16 protein-coding genes are annotated in these 15,519 nt (G+C 65.2%); 10 read left to right on the top strand and 6 right to left on the bottom strand.

Features of this window, described 5'->3' with window-relative positions:
* From E3T39_RS07640 to E3T39_RS07630, 3 genes are read left to right on the top strand one after another with little or no spacing between them, the layout of a single operon-like run.
* Positions 1-588, top strand: a complete 588-nt coding sequence (locus E3T39_RS07640; RefSeq protein WP_134514116.1) for a hypothetical protein — start codon at positions 1-3, stop codon at positions 586-588.
* Positions 588-2,579 (top strand): ATP-binding cassette domain-containing protein, encoded by a 1,992-nt coding sequence (locus E3T39_RS07635; protein ID WP_134514115.1) that lies wholly within the window; start codon positions 588-590, stop codon positions 2,577-2,579. The genes E3T39_RS07640 and E3T39_RS07635 overlap by 1 nt, the downstream gene beginning before the upstream one ends.
* Positions 2,576-3,484, top strand: a complete 909-nt coding sequence (locus E3T39_RS07630) for an ECF transporter S component family protein (protein WP_338145263.1) — start codon at positions 2,576-2,578, stop codon at positions 3,482-3,484. The genes E3T39_RS07635 and E3T39_RS07630 overlap by 4 nt, the downstream gene beginning before the upstream one ends.
* Positions 3,485-3,558: 74 nt before the next feature.
* Here E3T39_RS07630 and E3T39_RS07625 read toward each other — a convergent pair whose 3' ends face one another.
* The 3 genes from E3T39_RS07625 to E3T39_RS07615 all read right to left on the bottom strand — a co-directional run bounded on the left by E3T39_RS07625 (position 3,559) and on the right by E3T39_RS07615 (position 8,655).
* Complete coding sequence (locus tag E3T39_RS07625; protein WP_134514114.1) at positions 3,559-4,200, bottom strand: M23 family metallopeptidase; 642 nt, start codon at positions 4,198-4,200, stop codon at positions 3,559-3,561.
* A gap of 99 nt (positions 4,201-4,299) precedes the next feature.
* Positions 4,300-7,917: a methionine synthase gene (gene metH, locus E3T39_RS07620; RefSeq protein WP_134514113.1), complete on the bottom strand. Its 3,618-nt coding sequence runs from the start codon at positions 7,915-7,917 to the stop codon at positions 4,300-4,302.
* Positions 7,918-8,004: 87 nt separating this feature from the next.
* Complete coding sequence (locus E3T39_RS07615) at positions 8,005-8,655, bottom strand: hypothetical protein (protein ID WP_134514112.1); 651 nt, start codon at positions 8,653-8,655, stop codon at positions 8,005-8,007.
* Positions 8,656-8,817: 162 nt separating this feature from the next.
* Between E3T39_RS07615 and E3T39_RS07610 the strand changes: the two genes are divergently transcribed.
* From E3T39_RS07610 to E3T39_RS07600, 3 genes are read left to right on the top strand one after another with little or no spacing between them, the layout of a single operon-like run.
* Positions 8,818-9,276 (top strand): hypothetical protein, encoded by a 459-nt coding sequence (locus E3T39_RS07610; RefSeq protein WP_134514111.1) that lies wholly within the window; start codon positions 8,818-8,820, stop codon positions 9,274-9,276.
* On the top strand, positions 9,276-10,295 hold the full coding sequence (locus E3T39_RS07605; RefSeq protein WP_134514110.1) for a DUF6545 domain-containing protein: 1,020 nt from the start codon (positions 9,276-9,278) through the stop codon (positions 10,293-10,295). Before E3T39_RS07610 ends, E3T39_RS07605 begins: the two co-directional genes overlap by 1 nt.
* Positions 10,288-10,761, top strand: coding sequence for a hypothetical protein (locus tag E3T39_RS07600; RefSeq protein WP_241979586.1), 474 nt, complete (start codon positions 10,288-10,290; stop codon positions 10,759-10,761). The genes E3T39_RS07605 and E3T39_RS07600 overlap by 8 nt, the downstream gene beginning before the upstream one ends.
* Positions 10,762-10,830: 69 nt before the next feature.
* Here E3T39_RS07600 and E3T39_RS07595 read toward each other — a convergent pair whose 3' ends face one another.
* Positions 10,831-11,157 carry an antibiotic biosynthesis monooxygenase family protein gene (locus E3T39_RS07595; RefSeq protein WP_134514109.1) on the bottom strand — a complete coding sequence of 109 codons (327 nt, stop codon included), beginning with the start codon at positions 11,155-11,157 and terminating at the stop codon, positions 10,831-10,833.
* Positions 11,158-11,184: 27 nt separating this feature from the next.
* On the opposite strand from E3T39_RS07595, the gene E3T39_RS16405 reads away from it, so the two are divergent.
* Complete coding sequence (locus E3T39_RS16405) at positions 11,185-11,691, top strand: putative quinol monooxygenase (protein ID WP_241979585.1); 507 nt, start codon at positions 11,185-11,187, stop codon at positions 11,689-11,691.
* Between the two features lie 97 nt (positions 11,692-11,788).
* Complete coding sequence (locus E3T39_RS07585) at positions 11,789-12,451, top strand: histidine phosphatase family protein (RefSeq protein WP_134514108.1); 663 nt, start codon at positions 11,789-11,791, stop codon at positions 12,449-12,451.
* A gap of 56 nt (positions 12,452-12,507) precedes the next feature.
* Here E3T39_RS07585 and E3T39_RS07580 read toward each other — a convergent pair whose 3' ends face one another.
* Positions 12,508-12,858, bottom strand: coding sequence for an MmcQ/YjbR family DNA-binding protein (locus E3T39_RS07580; protein ID WP_241979584.1), 351 nt, complete (start codon positions 12,856-12,858; stop codon positions 12,508-12,510).
* A gap of 8 nt (positions 12,859-12,866) precedes the next feature.
* Complete coding sequence (locus E3T39_RS07575; RefSeq protein WP_134514106.1) at positions 12,867-13,865, bottom strand: LLM class flavin-dependent oxidoreductase; 999 nt, start codon at positions 13,863-13,865, stop codon at positions 12,867-12,869.
* Positions 13,866-14,164: 299 nt separating this feature from the next.
* Between E3T39_RS07575 and E3T39_RS07570 the strand changes: the two genes are divergently transcribed.
* Positions 14,165-14,353, top strand: coding sequence for a hypothetical protein (locus tag E3T39_RS07570; protein WP_134514105.1), 189 nt, complete (start codon positions 14,165-14,167; stop codon positions 14,351-14,353).
* A gap of 254 nt (positions 14,354-14,607) precedes the next feature.
* Positions 14,608-15,495: a dihydrodipicolinate synthase family protein gene (locus E3T39_RS07565; RefSeq protein WP_134514104.1), complete on the top strand. Its 888-nt coding sequence runs from the start codon at positions 14,608-14,610 to the stop codon at positions 15,493-15,495.
* The last annotated feature ends 24 nt before the right edge of the window (positions 15,496-15,519 follow it).

Genomic DNA, 15,519 nt, shown 5'->3' with positions numbered 1-15,519 from the left:
ATGAACCTCACCGCGCCATTTTCTTCTGCGCCCACTCGCACCTTTGCCGCCCTGGGAGCGCTCGTTCTGCTCGTCGTTCTGAGCGGATGCGCCGGAACTGACTCTGGCGCCGCCGCCGGCTCGAGCGCATCCGCGACCGCCGCCGCAGGTACCGAGTCGGCCACAACGGATGCCTCGCCCGCAGACTGCGCCGGCGTCGTCGTCGTTGTCGACTTCGGCTTGCTCGACGCCGATACGATCACCCAGTGCGTCGACACGACTGAGACCATCGCCGCGGGCGACGCCCTGGAGAGCGCCGGCATCACGACCGAGGGCACCGTCGAATACGGCGACATGGTCGCCTGCCGGGTCAATGACCGCCCGGCCGCCGACGAGACCATCGAGGTCGAGGGGCAGGAGCCGTTCACCGAAAGCTGCGCAACGATGGCACCGATGCACGCGTACTGGGGCCTCTGGGTGCAGGCCTCTCCCGAGGCCGACTGGGAGTACGCGCCGGTCGGACTCGGTGAGCTCGAAATTGACCCCGGACACTCGCTGGGACTCCTCTTCACCACCACCGGCATGGAAACTGCCACGCCCGGCAGCTAGTGTTTCGCCTGCGCCTCGCCCCGCTGTGCGCGGCAGTCGTACTCGCGATCGGCTTCGTGCTGCTGCGGGTCGTCTACCGGGTGGTCTTCGGCGGCGCGGGCGCCGGCGCAGGCCCGCTCCTGCTGGATCTTCCCCGGCTGCGCCTCGACGGACCATTCAGCCACATCACGCTATTCGGACCGATCACCCTGCTCGGGCTCGGCAACGCCGCGCTCAGCGCCCTCCCGGTCGCCGCTGTGATCGTGTTCTTTGGCCTGCTGAACGCAGTCGTCAATGTGCAGGCGTTGTTTGCCCGCGGCGCTGGCCGCGGCCCGCTGCGGGCGATTTCGCGCTCGCTCGTGATCGCCTGGGCCACCTTTCCGGCGCTCCTGGAGTCGGTGCGGCGGGTGCGGGTCGCTCGCGCCCTACGCGCTGAACGATCGATCGCATCACTGCTCGTACCCATTTTTGAACAGACCATCGAACGCGCTCTCGCGCTGGCGGCGTCAATGGAGACCCGCGGATTTGCTGCCGTCCGCGCCGTGCCCGGTATCTGCGAGACACCCGTGCTGATGGCGGATGCCGGCTTACATTTCGGCGCAGACTGGCACCTCGACGAGCTCAACGTCACGCTCAAGCCCGGCACCCTGACGGTCATCGTCGGCGCGACCGGATCTGGAAAAACCAGCCTGCTGCACAGCATGAGCGGACTGTTCCAGCACTTCTACGACGGCACCCAGCACGGGCGTATCGACATTGCCGGCGCCGACCGCGCGCTGACTCCCCCACGCGACACCGCCGGTTTCGTCGGGCTCGTCGCGCAAAACGTGCGGCTGGGGTTCGCCGCCGAAACCGTGCACGACGAAATCGGATTCGCCCTCACCGTGCGGAACGTCGCCCCAACCATCGTGCACGCTCGCGTATTCGAAGTGGCTGCCCGGCTGCAGATCGTTCACCTGGTCGACCGTTCGATTGACCAGCTCTCGGCCGGCGAAGCGAGCCTCGTCGCGATTGCCGCCGCGCTGGTCAATAGCCCCATCCTGTTACTCGTGGATGAGCCGCTCGCCGACCTCGATACGGCCGCCAGGGATCGCGTCTGCACCGTCCTCGGCCAGCTGGCGCACGAGGCCGGCGTCTGCGTAGTCATCGCCGAACACAATACGAAGGAGTTCGTCTCGATAGCGGATGCCTGGCTCCAGATTCGGGGCAGCCGCCTGCACCAGCTCGCCCCCGAGGACGACCACTCGACGCCACAGCCCGACGTCGACAACGCTATTCCGGCACGGAAGTTACTCGCGGGCGCGCCTGCGCTGTCGCTGGCGAGCATCCGTGGACTGAGCGTCTCGCACGCGGCCGATCGCGTCGTGAACGACGTATCGATCGAGGTCCTGGCCGGCGACCTGATCGCCCTGCGCGGTAGCAACGGCGCCGGCAAGAGCAGCCTGTTACGAGCGATCGCGCTGCCGACTGCTGCCGACACCGTCATCGTCGCCGGGCGCGACGTTCATGCGTACAGACGGCGGGCACGGCGGCAGGCAGTGGCCCTCGTGCCCGAAAATATCGACGACCTGCTGTTTGCCACTACCGTGGCCGAAGAATGTCGCCGGGCCGATCGCGGATTGCCGCGTTTCACTCGCACGGCACCCGCGACCACCCAACGACCCGTCAACACCGCCGCCCTGTTTGCGCACCTGCTCGGTTTCGAGACGGTGACGGATGCCGCCCACCTGCTGCCGCGCCACCCGCGCGATCTCTCGGCCGGAGAGCGGCTCTGCCTCGTGCTGGCCATTCAGCTCGCGGTCCGGCCGGCCCTGCTGCTGGTCGATGAGCCAACGCGCGGCCTCGACCTCGCGGCGCGCGCTCTCGTGCGTGCGGCGCTGCTGACGGCTGCCGGCCACAGTTCAGCGGTTCTGTTCGCCACCCACGACGATGACTTCGCCCGGGGCCTCGCCACGCGAACTCTCCGCATGCAGGCTGGCCGGCTCAGCGAACCGATTGAGGTGCTCGCGTGACTGAAATGTCGACCAACGCCAGGGAAACCAACCGCGACAACGCCCACAATGTCCACAGCGCTCCCGGTTCCGTGGGCGACCGCCCCCGACAGCGCGCGGATCAGGCACGGCAGCGCCGCAGCATCCGTTGGCCTTCGTGGATTCTCGGCGGTGGCAGCGTGCTCGCCGCGGCCGCCTTCGCTTGGCCGTTCTTCGTTTCGGCGGTGCCGGCCGACGCACAGGTCGCGGTTCCGATCGTAGCGTTCGCGCTCATTCCGGCGCTCATTGTGGCACTGGCGCTCACTCTCGACCGTGAAATGTACACGGCGAAGACCGTCGCTCTGCTCGGCGTGCTCTCCGCCGTCGGCGCCGCAGTGCGCATCGCGGGCGCTGGTGTCGGCGGGGTCGAGGCGGTGTTCGTGCTGCTCATTCTGGCCGGGCGAGTCTACGGCGCCCGGTTCGCCTTTCTACTCGGCCTGCTCACCATCGCGGTGTCCTCGGTGCTCTGGGGCGGCTTCGGCCCGTGGACCCCGTTCCAGATGTTCGCCTGCGGCTGGGTCGGCGCCGGCGCTGGTCTGCTGCCGCGCTCGCACAATGCGCCTTCGCACAGTGCGACGACGCGGCGTTGGCGGGCTCGCAGCGAAATTGCGCTCCTCGCTGTCTACGGCGTGGTCGCGTCGTACCTGTTCGGACTCCTGATGAACCTTTGGTTCTGGCCGTTTGCGGTGGGCAGCGGCACCGACATCTCCTATCAAGCCGCCGCCGATCCCGGCCAGAACTTCGCTTCCTTCGCGCTGTACTCGCTCGTCACCTCGACCCTCACCTGGGATACCGTGCGCGCCATTACAACCATGGTCGGCATTGCGCTGGTCGGACCCGCCGTGCTCGCGGCGCTCCGGCGGGCACGCTTGAGTCCCCGCCGGTGACCCGCCGGGAATGGCTCCGGGATATTCGCTCTGAAACCCGGCGGAGTCGAAGCGCTCTGGGGTTTCCGCGCAACTCATGAGGCGTTGAACGCCTCGCCGTTTCTCGGCAGCCAGTTGTCGCCGCCGTGAGGACCCTCAAAGATGATCGGAAGGCCGCGCGCCGTCGGCCAGACAGTCGAGTCCGTGACCTGCACGTGCACGTGCGGTTGCGTGCTGTTACCCGAGTTTCCGCACGAGCCAATGGTGTCGCCCACCTGGACAACCGATCCAACTGTGACGTTCACCGTGCCCCGGCGCAGATGCGCGATGAGCACGAAGGGCCCGGAAGAACCCAGCGCGATAACCACGTGATTCCCTGCGATCGCGCGCACGCCCTGCCGAACGCGACGGGCCTGTGAGAGTGCGTAAGGAATGAGCGCCAATTGTGAGCGGCGGGCCTCGTGATCAAGCTCACCGTCGATCGCGGCAACGACCGTGCCCGATGCCGGCGCGAGGATTGGTGCGCCGAATCCCACGAAGGCCTCTGGCGACTCGGTTGCCAGCACCGAGCGCCAGCCGCGCTTTCCCGAAAGACCACGTTCGTTGACAGCGACGAAGTCGATCGCGAATGTCGTGCCGAAAAGGTGACTGCCGTGGCTCGGAATGCGGTTCGCCGGGCTGTTCTCCGCGATCCACCGGCCCCGGAACGGCAACCGGAGCACGACTGGTTCTAACATCCCAGGACCTCCTCCGGCCGCACAAAGTGGTGTCGTCCAGGCGACACGCTCAGTGTAACGAGAAGCCAACGTCACCCGGGCCCGAACATCGGCCACCAGCTACACCGAGAAGTACTTCGCCTCCGGGTGGTGAAACACGAACGCGTCCGTCGACTGTTCGGGGTGCAGCTGCAGCTCCTCCGACAAGACCACGCCCATCCGCTCGGGCCCCAGCAGCTCGACCACCTTGCGGCGGTCCTCCATCTCGGGGCAGGCCGGGTAGCCGAGCGAGAACCTGGCACCGCGATACTCAAGTTTGAACATGCCGGCGATATCGGTGGGATCTTCGCCGCCCACGCCGAATTCCGAACGGATGCGCGAGTGCCAGTACTCGGCGAGGGCCTCGGTCAGCTGCATAGTGAGCCCGTTGAGTTCCATGTAGTCGCGGTACTGGTTCTCGGCGAACATTTTGGCCGTGACCTCGTCGACGTGGGAGCCGGCGGTGACCAGCTGGAGGGCGACGACATCCGTTTGACCACTCTCTCTTGACCGCACAAAGTCGGCCAGGCACAGGTGCTTGTCCCGGCGCTGCCGCGGAAAATTGAACCGCAGGCGGTCGGTGCCGAGCTCGCCGCCGGAGCCGCCATCGGGCGCGAGCAGTCCGGCCTGGCCGACCATACCCGTGGGGTCGTCGCCATGGTGCAGCACGACCATGTCATCGCCGTCGGCCACCACCGGAAAGTAGCCGTAGGCCACGGACGCATCGAGTAGGCCCTCGCTTAGGATGCGGTCGAGCCAATATCGCAGGCGCGGCCGACCGACCGTGTCGACCAGTTCCTGGTAGCTCGCGCCGTCTTCGGCGCGGCTGGGCTTGAGCCCCCACTGCCCCATGAAGGTGGCGCGTTCGTCGAGAAAAGCCGAGAAATCGGCGAGGGCAACACCCTTGACGATGCGGGTGCCCCAGAACGGCGGCACCGGAATGGGGTTGTCGCTCGCCACCTCGGAGCGGGCGGGCATCTCCTCCGGTTCGGTCAGGGTGAGCAGGCTCTTCTTGTGAATGCGTTTCTTCAGCGGCGGCAGCCCCACCGACAGCGGATCGGCGCCGCGGGAGATCGCCACGAGCGGTTCCATCAGGGCGAGGCCCTCGAAGGCATCGCGGGCATACCGTACCTGCCCCGCGAAGACGCTGTCGAGGTCGTCCTCGACGTACGAACGGGTGAGGGCCGCGCCGCCGAGCAAAATGGGCCACTTGTCGGCGAAGCCGCGCGACTCAAGCTCGAGCAGGTTCTCTTTCATCACCACTGTGGACTTCACGAGCAGCCCGCTCATGCCGATGACGTCGGCGTTGTTCTCTTCGGCCACCCGGATGAACTCGGCTATCGGCTGTTTGATGCCGATATTGATTACGTCGTAGCCGTTGTTGGTGAGGATGATGTCGACGAGGTTCTTGCCGATGTCGTGCACGTCACCGCGCACGGTGCCGAGCACGATCGTGCCCTTGCCGGCCGCCTCAGATTTCTCCATGTGAGGCTCGAGCAGGGCGACGGCGGCTTTCATCACCTCGGCGGATTGCAGTACGAACGGCAGCTGCATCTCGCCGCTGCCGAAGCGGGCGCCGACGACCTGCATGCCAACGAGCAGGTGCACGTTGACGATGTCGAGGGCGCTCAGTCCTCCGGCTCTGGCGAGGTCAAGGTCGGCCTCGAGGCCCTTGGCCTCGCCGTCGATGATGCGGCGCTCCAGCCGTTCACCCACCGGAAGGGCGGCGAGTTCGGCGGCGCGCTCGTCTTTCAGGGCGGCGGAGTCGACGCCGGCGAACAGGTCGAGCAGGGCCACCAGCGGGTCGTAGGTGAGGGTGCCATCGGCGTCGTATTCGCGGCGGTCCCAGACCAGGTCGAGCGCCACCTTGCGGCGGTCGTCGGGTACAGAGGCGAGCGGCACGATCTTGGCCGAGTTCACGATGGCCGAGTCGAGGCCCGCCTCGGTGGCTTCGTGCAGAAAGACCGAGTTGAGCACCGAGCGCGCAGCGGGGTTGAGCCCGAACGACACGTTCGAGACGCCGAGCGTGGTGTGGATGCCGGGGTACTTGGCTTTGATCTGCCGAATCGCCTCGATGGTTTCGATGCCGTCGCGGCGGGTTTCTTCCTGGCCGGTCGCGATGGGAAAGGTCAACGCGTCGACGATGATGTCCTCGACCCGCATGCCCCACACATTCACGAGAGTGTCCACCAGCCGCGTGGCGATGCGCACCTTGTGTTCGGCGGTGCGCGCCTGGCCCTCCTCGTCGATGGTGAGGGCGATCACGGCGGCGCCGTGCTCCTTGACGAGCGGCATGATACGGCCGAACCTCGACGTGGGCCCCTCGCCGTCTTCGAAGTTGACCGAGTTCACGACCGGGCGGCCGCCGATGAGTTCCATACCGGCCTGCAACACGGCCGGCTCAGTGGAGTCGACGACGAGCGGCAGGGTCGAGGCGCTCGCGAGTCGAGAGACGACCTGCTTCATGTCGGCGACGCCGTCGCGACCGACGTAGTCGATGCAGACGTCGAGCAGGTGGGCGCCGTCGCGCACCTGGCTGCGGGCGATATCGACGCACTCGTCCCAGTTCTCAGCGAGCATGGCATCGCGAAAAGCGCGCGAGCCATTGGCGTTGGTGCGCTCCCCGATGGCCAGAAATGCGCTGTCCTGGTCGAAACTGACGTGCTGGTACAGACTCGCGACCCCGGGATCTGCTTCGAGGGTGCGGGGTTTCGCCGTGACACCGCGCAACCGTTCGACCACGGCGGTCATGTGTGCGGGAGTCGTGCCGCAGCATCCGCCGACCAGGCCCAGCCCGAACTCCTTCACGAACTGTTCGTGTGCCGTGGCGAGCTGGTCGGGGGTCAGCGGGTAGCTCGCGCCGGTTTTGGTCAGCTGCGGCAGCCCGGCGTTGGGCATGCAGATGACGGGCACGCGGGAGAACTTCGAGAGGTGGCGCAGGTGCTCGCTCATCTCGGTCGGCCCGGTCGCACAGTTCAAGCCGATGGCATCGATTCCGAGCGGCTCCAGTGCGGTCAGCGCGGCGCCGATCTCGCTGCCCATCAGCATGGTTCCGGTCGTCTCCACCGTCACCTCGACGAAAATCGGCAAGCGGATGCCGGTCTCGGCGATAGCCTGCTTGCATCCGTTCACCGCGCTCTTGGTCTGCAGCAGGTCTTGAGAGGTCTCGATGAGGAAGGCATCAGCGCCACCGCGGATGAGGCCGAGCGCCTGCTCGGCAAAGGTGGCTTTGAGGTTGGCGTAGGTGGTGTGGCCGAGGCTCGGCAGCTTGGTGCCGGGGCCCATCGAGCCGAGCACCCAGCGCACGCGGCCGTCGCGGCCTTCGAATTTTTCGGCGCTGGCGCGGGCGATCTCGGCGCCGAGTTGAGCGAGTTCCTCGATGCGATCTTCGATGCCGTAGTCCGAGAGGTTCGACCAGTTGGCGCCGAAGGTGTTGGTCTCGATGGCGTCGATGCCGGTTTCGAGGTAGACGTCGTGGATGGCCGCGATGATGTCGGGGCGGCTCACGTTGAGAATCTCGTTGCAGCCCTCAAGCTGTTGATAGTCGTCGAGGGTGGGATTGTGTTCCTGCAGCATGGTACCCATGGCGCCGTCGGCGATGACGACAGAGTTTGTGACTGCATCCAGCAGGGCTTGGGATCGAGCCGGGCGCGCCGCATCGACTGGTGTTTCGGCGTCAGTAGTTCGCACAGTGCTCATTGGCACAGCTTAACGGCGGGTCCGAATTGACTGCGGCCGCGAAGTAACGTTTCTTAGCGTTGGGGATTATGAGCGACGCGGCAAGTGTCACTGCGAGCGGTGAGCGCCACCCGGTTCCCCGGTCACAATCCAGCCGGTCGCGAAGCGGGTCGTCGTAGTCTGCGTAGTCTGCGCTGGCTCGCCCTCATCGAGCTGCAAATTCTGCTCCAAAATCTTGGCCTCGACCGCACGGGCGCTGTCTCCGTTGCACACCCAGACCCTGATGGTGGCGCCGGATGCACTTGGACGTTCTGGCATAGACCAAACCTGAACCACGACACTGTGACCGGACTGAACGATACGCCAGGCTGCGCGAACGGCCAGTAGATTCGCCACGGTCATGACGCCGTCCACGCCAGTGACTATCTCCGTCTTCGTTTGCGCGTTGTGCCAGCTATCAAAGCTCAGGGTGACCCGCTGATCGATTTCGGCGGGCACGAGTCCCCGCAACCACCTCAGCGCAAGAACGTCAACGCTCGAACCGCTCTGAGTTGCTGCGTCACTAGACACCACGGCGCCGCCGATCGCAGGGCGAAAGACCGATCGACCATTCTGCCGCTTGGCGCCCGCGATTCGGGGGCGCCAAGCGCGCAGATTCCAAGTGGAGCGCAGCCTGTGCCCGAGTGCTGGACGGCCGTAACCAGTGTCAGACACCGGCATCAGAGCCCCCGCATTACCGCCAGTTACGAGCCAAGCCATAGCCGATCCTCCCCCTAGACCAACGTTGGACATGTCTATCGTAGGGCTTCTGTGGGCCGTGTGCCGACGCTCTCGTTACCCGCTCCCAGCAAGGAGGTAGGCTCAGAGTGTCGTCAGGGGGTACGGATGAGCTACGAGTTACGCCAGAAACGGGCGCACGCCATGGTCGCCGAACTCGGTCTGCCCCGGCCACTTACGGCCGAGCTGCTGCACCGCCACATGGAAACGGTACGGGGCAAGAAGATCGTGGTTCAAAGTGCGCCGCCGCGAATGCTCGAGGCCGGGCTCTGCGGGTTGTGGATTACCGTGGCCGACGAAGATTTCGAGCGCATCTACCATGCACCGACCAGCTCGGTGGTACACCGCCAGCAGTTCATCAATCACGAATACGGCCACATGATTCTTGATCACAAACAGCAGCTTGTTCCTGCGGAACGGGTCGCGCTTCTCGCGCCGTTGATTCCCTTGGATGCCATCGCCTATGCGCTCTCTCGAAGCCGGTTCACCGACGAACAAGAGGCCTTGGCCGAGGCCATCGGCGATCGGCTGGCCCTGATCATGCTGAGCGATGGTCCTGCAGTTGCGCTGGGTGTGCAGACCGGTTTCGGTCAGGTGTTGTAGTGCCGACCACCGTGCTGATCTTCGTGCCCGTTCTGCTCTGGACCGCCGCATTGTTTTGCGTACCCTCGGCCGTACGCGGACACCGCCGTCCGCTCCTTTGGTTTTTGATCGTTTCCGCGCTGACCCTAACCCTGCAGCCCAAACCGATCTATGAGGTCGTGGATGCGTTTCTGGGCGGAATCAATGCCACGTACTTTCTGTTCCATGCCCTCGCGATCGTAGCCGTGGCGTTGCTCGATGTGATCGTGCAGGGGGCACTGTCTGCCGGAGGAATCACGCGGAACCGTGGACGAGCTTCGGCTCTCGTCGCCGGCCTAATCATCACCGCGCAGGCAGTTCTTTTCTTGTCGAGCGATTGGCGCCTGAAGGACATCGTCTCCCAGGGCTTTGTCGCCCGGTGGGATTTCACCTTGTACGCATCGACCACCTGGATTGCCATGGCCTTCTTCGCCGTCTCCGTGTCGCACGCGTGCCTGTCGGACATTCGCAAGCAGCCCAGAATGATCACACGCTTGTCCTTAGTATTTGTGACCCTGGCATGCTTGGGGGTGCTGTTGTATGCCCTCATCAGTCTGACTAGTGCTGCGCAATCGATGCGGGATCCAGGATTTGTCTTTCAAGGATGGCCGCGTACGACGTACGCGCTTGCGCTCCAAATCGCACCGGTAAGTCTGGCAATCGGCCTGGGCCTCACCGCAACCGTCGACGGACTTACCGCCAGCCGCAAGACCTTTCACGATCGGGTGTTGCTGTGGCGCATTACACCAATGTGGCGCCGTTTACTCTTGACTACGCCTGACCTCAGTATTGACAGAAAGCTGACTCGTCCTGGCCTGCTCGTCGTTCGGCGGCCCGGTCTCCACTTGTACCGTCGGTACGTTGAAATTCGCGACAGCCTACTTCTTGACCCGACGCAGGCCGTGTCGTTGGCCGAACAATCGATCATCGATCGGGTCGAACGGCAGACCCAGGTGCCGCCCGGACCGATCCGACACGATGGGATCAATACTGTTGTCTAATCTCCCAGGGCAGGAGTCTCCCACTCCACGCCATGGACCGACCGTCAGCCCCCAAGTAGAGCTGGCTCGAAAACTCAATCTGCTGCTTGATGTGGTTGTGGCCGAGGGTAACACCCCCTACACCTACAAGCAGATTGAGCACGGTCTCAAGAACAAGGGCGTCGCCTTGTCGCGCGCACGCTGGGCCTACATGATCACTGGCGATGGGCCCCTTGTGACCGATCCCGCACTCCTCACCGGCATCGCCGAATTCTTCCGCATCCCCGCGGAATACATGCTCGGCTCCGACAGCGACCTGCCGGAACGCGTCGATGCACAACTCTCTTTCGTCAAGAGCCTGCGCGTTGCCCGCGTGGTGAGCTTCGCAGCACGGATGCTCGGCGACGTCTCGCCAGAAACCCTCCGGTCGATCACAGACCTGCTCCAGGACAACACCCCCGATCCAGAGTCGCGCCCGCCTACGTAGCGCGGGCCAGCGTGTCCGTTCGGAACGACACCGTCAAAATTGCGACGTCCCGATCTGTCGGGCGATCGGCTAGCTGGCGGTACCGCCGGCGATGGCATACGACCATAGCTCGCTGCTGACACCGACCGGGCGCGCGGCCGGCTCGCCCTCTTTCGGCGTTTCGCTGCGGTGCCCATGGGCGAACGACGGAGAACTCAACCAGGCTTGGAACGATTCTTCGTCGGCCCAGCGGGTCACGACAAGCCAGGTGAGGCGGTCATCGGTCGGCTTCAGAAGCTCGAAGCCCTCGAAGCCGGGCCGGTCGTCGACAGCGCCAGCACGGGCAGCAAATCGGCGGGCGAGCTCGTCGCCGCCGTCGCTCGGCACGGTAATGGCGTTAATTTTGATAATCGTCATGAAACTGCTTCCTGTCGAAGGGGCAAAGTGTATTTGCTCCATGCTGCCACGCTCGGCGGCCAGGCCGCGCCGGCGCTGCGGCGACCAGGCACAGCCGTGCGGTCGGCGCATCCGACTCCCCCTGGCACACCGCGTTCCCTATGCTGGAAATACGCGACCCTTCTCCTGATCGGTCAGGGCGTGCCAGATCGACCACTCGTAACCAATTTTTCCCGTGACCTCAACCTGTCTGGAGCTGTTGTGCCAATCACCGCTTTTCTCGATATTCATGTAAAGCCCGAGTCCCTCGCTGAGGCTTCCGAGGTGATACACGACACTCTCCTCGCCACCCGCGCATTCGATGGATGCCTCGGTGTCGATGTGCTCGTCGACACCGAAGACCCCACCCACTTCGTCCTCGTGGAAAAATGGATCTCCTTAGAGCACGACACCGCTTACCGCACCTATCGTGCTGGTCCGGGTAAATCTTCTTTGGGAGCGATCCTGTCCGGCAAGCCCGTGCTCACCAAGTTCGAGACCGCCACGGACATCTGACGCCACCGCCGGAGGTGAAACTCGAAACCCTCAACGCTGGAGCCGTCTATACCGACGTCTTCTATTGCCTGGCAGCGTTCCCTATGCTGGAGGGGATATGCGACTTCTCTTGATCCGCCATGGCCAGACTCCCGGCAACGTTCTCGGGCGGCTCGATACCGATCATCCCGGTCCCGGACTGACCGATCTCGGCCTGCGCCAGGCATCCGCTATTCCCGATGCGCTGCGCTCCGACTCGATTGACGCCATCTTCGTGTCGACGCTGCTGCGCACGCACCTGACGGCGCATCCGCTCGCCGCCGATCGCGGGCTGGAGGTGCAGGTCGCGACCGGGTTGCACGAGATCGAAGCCGGATCCCTCGAGGGGCTGCGCGATCGGGCATCCGTTCGCACCTATTTGGAGACGGCGGTGGCTTGGGGCTCTGGCAACCTCGACAAACGGATGCCGGGTGCGCACGACGGTCACGCCTTCTTCCGTCGGTTCGACGCCGACATCGCGCTCGCAGCTGCGGGCTCCGAGGTCGCCGCGGTATTCAGCCACGGGGCAGCCATTCGTGTCTGGACCGCGGCCCGCGCGCAGAACGTTCCGTCGACTTTTGCTGGGGAGAACGAGCTCGATAACACCGGTGTCGTCGAACTCACCGGCTCGCCAGAGGCGGGATGGACCCTACTGTCCTGGGCCGGCTTGCCGGTGGGCGGGATGGCCCTTGCCGACCTGAGCGCTGCCGATCCCCTGGGCGACCCGCTCCCCGGGGCGTAAGTCGGGGTATCCGCTCCCCGACCTGAAACACTGGCCGCGGCCAGGGACCAGCCCCGCTAGTTTGGCTGGGGTCGGGGAACCCGGGGCCGTACCAGCGCGTGACTGTCCCGCAGCAGTTGTTCGACGAGCTCAGCTGGCACATCGCCATCGAGCACGATCGTGATCCAGTGCTTCTTGTTCAGGTGATAGCCCGGAGTGATCCACAGAGGAAACTCCTCGCGCAGGGCGCGACCTTCTTCCGGGTCACACTTGAGTGATACCGTGAGCGGCTCGCTTGCCAGGGCCGCGAGGGCAAAGATTTTGCCGTTACCACTGGTCTTGAACACGCTCGTCTCCTCGCCGAATGGAAAAGTTTCCATCGCCTGGGGCAGGCCCAGGCAGAGGTCCACGAGCGTGTCAGGGGTCACGTACGGACTCAGGCAGTGACGAGGTTCATCGCATCGGCCGTGAGCTCGACCGAGCGCAGGCGGTCCTCGATCGACGGGGACTGGTGGGCGAGAATGAGCTCATCGGCCCCGGTTCCCTCGGCGAACTCCTCAAGGTAGGCGCGCACCTCGTCGGCGGTACCAACCGCCGAGTAGCGCATCATGTTGGCGATATTGCGACCCTCCGGCGTAGTCAGGAAGACGTCGATCTGGTCGTCGTCGTATTCGGGGGTTGCCGGTCCGCGAGAGAGCATGCCGCGCACCCGGGTGCGGCGGGTCGTCTCAAACTGCTCCACTGCATCCGCTTTGTCATCGGCAGCGATCACGTTGGCGGCAATGATGAGGTGCGGCGCTGCAAGCTGCTCTGACGGCGTGAAATCGCGGCGGTAGAGCGCGATCGCTTCGTGCAGCGCGTCGGGCGCGAAATGCGACGCGAAGGCGTAGGGCAAGCCGAGGGCTGCGGCGAGCCCGGCGCCGAACAGCGACGATCCGAGAATGAACAGTGGCACATTGGTACCCGCTCCGGGGATGGCCTGCACGCCCGGCACGATCGACTGCCCGCGCAGGTAGGCCTGGAGCTCCATGACGTCCTGCGGAAACTGGTCAGAAGCACGTGGGTCGCGGCGCATTGCCCGAGCGGTGTTCTGGTCGCTTCCGGGTGCCCGGCCGAGGCCCAGGTCGATGCGGTCGGGGTACAGTTCCGCGAGGGTTCCGTACTGCTCGGCGATCACGAGCGGTGAGTGATTGGGCAGCATGACGCCGCCGGATCCGAGCCGAATCGTGGAGGTCTGGCCGGCCACGTGGCCGATCAGAATGCTCGTCGCCGACGAACCGATGGTCGGCATATTGTGGTGCTCGGCATACCAGACCCGCTCATACCCGTGTTTTTCGGCCGTCTGGGCGAGCGCAACACTCCCCGCAAAGCTCTCCCGAGCGGTCTGGCCAGGGGTAATCGGAGCAAGGTCAAGGATGGAGAGCGGAATAGTCATACTGGGGCCAACGCTTTCGCGCGCAAATCGTTACCAGGGGCTCGAAATGGGCAAGACGCATCTCCGGCCGGTAACGAAATGAAACAATTTCACCGTGTTACAGACAATCCGGATGATGGCGACTTACGCTGTCAATCGCTGAACCAGCTCCGTCGGCGCTGCCGGAGAGTGACATCGGCCTCGATTCAGATCATGCGCCAAAAACTCGCGCACGATCAGCTCGGGGTAAGCATGTGCTCCGTCACGTGCACCCTTCCGGCATCCAACCCTGAGATGCGCTGCTGAAGTGGATCCACACCATGACCGACGACGAACTCCTTCTTGAAATTGACTACACCGACTACGACAGCTCCTGCCGGGACCTGCACATCACGCCGGCCGAGGACCTCGTTGAGTGCCGCCGCCAGCGCGGCCACGAGGACGACACGCACGGCACCCGGGCCGGAGTGCGGGCCATTCGCTGGGTGGCCGGCGCTCTGGCCGCGTAGCCGCCCCACCGAAAGGCTGCGTCTGCTGTTCGAACCGCGCCGCCACCCCCACCGAAAAACCCAACTGGGAAAAATAGGCGCCCAACCGGCCAGCCGTACTCGACCCGGCTGACCGCGATGCTCCGGCAGTCGCGACGATCGCAACGGGCTCGACCCGCGTGGGGCGCATCTGGATGGGCAGACTCTTCGCCCCAGCGTGCGGGAGGATGGTGGAAGCGCCGCGTACGCGCGCGCACCGACGAAGGGGCACAGCTATGTTCACGGGGCTCAGCGCATTTCCCCTTACGCCAACCGACGAGAGCGGCATCGACGAGCTGGCCTTCGTGCGCCTGATCTCCCGACTTGCCGCAGCTGGCGTCGACTCGATCGGCGCGCTCGGCTCGACCGGCGGGTACGCCTACCTCAGCCGTGAACAACGTGCCTGGGCAGCCAGGGCCGCAGTCGAGGCGGCCGGCATCACCCCTGTCATCGTGGGAATCGGCGCACTCCGCACCCGGCAGGTGCTCGACCTGGCAGCGGATGCCCACGCTGCCGGCGCCGCCGGCGTACTGCTCGCGCCGATGACGTACCAGCCCCTCAACGACGATGAAGTCTTCGGCCTGTACGAGGCCGTGACCGCGGAGCTGACCATTCCGCTCGTCGTTTACGACAACCCGGGAACCACGCACGTCGCCTTCAGCGACGAATTGCACGGGCGCATTGCCGCGTTGCCGAACGTCGGCTCGATCAAGATTCCGGGACTCACCGCCACGGCGGCCCGGGCCAGAATCGCCGCTCTCCGCGCGGTGATTCCCCCGCACGTCACGATTGGAGTCTCCGGGGATTGGCTCGCCATCGGCGGACTGCTTGGCGGCGCCGACGCGTGGTACAGCGTGCTTGGCGGGCTTTTTCCCGAGACCGCCATGTCGATCACGCGTGCCGCCCAGGCCGGCGACAGTACAGCGGCCGTCGCAGCCTCCGACCAACTCGAACCCCTCTGGGCGCTCTTTCGCCGGCACGGCAGCCTTCGCGTCATGTCCGCTGCGGCCGAAACTCTGGGCCTCGCCGCCTCGCCCAACCTGCCGCTGCCGCTGCTCGGCCTCGACCCTGTCGCCCGCACCGAACTCAACGCGACACTGCGCGAGCTGGGCCTCGGAAACTGAGGCCGGGCCCCCACGGATGACGGC

It is taken from the genome of Cryobacterium suzukii (genome assembly GCF_004403185.1).
In the GTDB taxonomy this organism is placed as follows: domain Bacteria; phylum Actinomycetota; class Actinomycetes; order Actinomycetales; family Microbacteriaceae; genus Cryobacterium; species Cryobacterium suzukii.
This window is presented reverse-complemented; position numbering and strand designations above follow the sequence as displayed.